This window comes from Capnocytophaga sp. oral taxon 332 str. F0381 (assembly GCF_000318275.2).
Lineage (GTDB): Bacteria > Bacteroidota > Bacteroidia > Flavobacteriales > Flavobacteriaceae > Capnocytophaga > Capnocytophaga bilenii.
In genome coordinates this window covers 1-849 of record NZ_KB291327.1, presented here as the reverse complement: position 1 = coordinate 849, position 849 = coordinate 1, and the positions used below count along the sequence as shown (strand labels likewise).

Sequence of the window (849 nt, the reverse complement as noted above, 5' to 3'; positions counted from 1 at the left end):
CCAAACAGCTAGTATCCATCGTTTACAGCGTGGACTACCAGGGTATCTAATCCTGTTCGCTCCCCACGCTTTCGTCCATCAGCGTCAATTAATTGTTAGTAATATGCCTTCGCTATCGGTGTTCTGTGTAATATCTAAGCATTTCACCGCTACACTACACATTCCAACTACTTCACAACCATTCAAGACCAGCAGTTTCAAAGGCAGTTGCTTAGTTGAGCTAAGCGCTTTCACCTCTGACTTACCAGCCCGCCTACAGACCCTTTAAACCCAATGATTCCGGATAACGCTCGCATCCTCCGTATTACCGCGGCTGCTGGCACGGAGTTAGCCGATGCTTATTCACAGAGTACCGTCATCAAACTACGCGTAGTCCTTATTCTTCCCCTGCAAAAGCAGTTTACAATCCATAAGACCTTCATCCTGCACGCGGCATGGCTGGATCAGTCTTCCGACCATTGTCCAATATTCCTCACTGCTGCCTCCCGTAGGAGTCTGGTCCGTATCTCAGTACCAGTGTGGGGGACATCCCTCTCAGAACCCCTATCTATCGTCGCCTTGGGGAGCCGTTACCTCTCCAACTAGCTAATAGAACGCATACTCATCTTTCACCACCGTAGCTTTAATAATAATATGATGCCACACCATTATCCTATGGGGTATTAATCCAAATTTCTTCGGGCTATCCCCCTGTGAAAGGCAGATTGTATACGCGTTACGCACCCGTACGCCGGTTTCAGCCCGAAAGCTTATCCCTCGACTTGCATGTGTTAGGCCTGCCGCTAGCGTTCATCCTGAGCCAGGATCAAACTCTTCATCGTTAAAATCTTTAATATCTTCTAACCGACT

Annotated in this window: 1 rRNA gene; it reads right to left on the bottom strand. The window is 48.1% G+C overall.

The features are described from left to right. A 16S ribosomal RNA gene (locus HMPREF9075_RS08570) occupies nucleotides 1-821 on the bottom strand; the annotation flags it as partial. Between the last annotated feature and the right edge of the window lie 28 nt (nucleotides 822-849).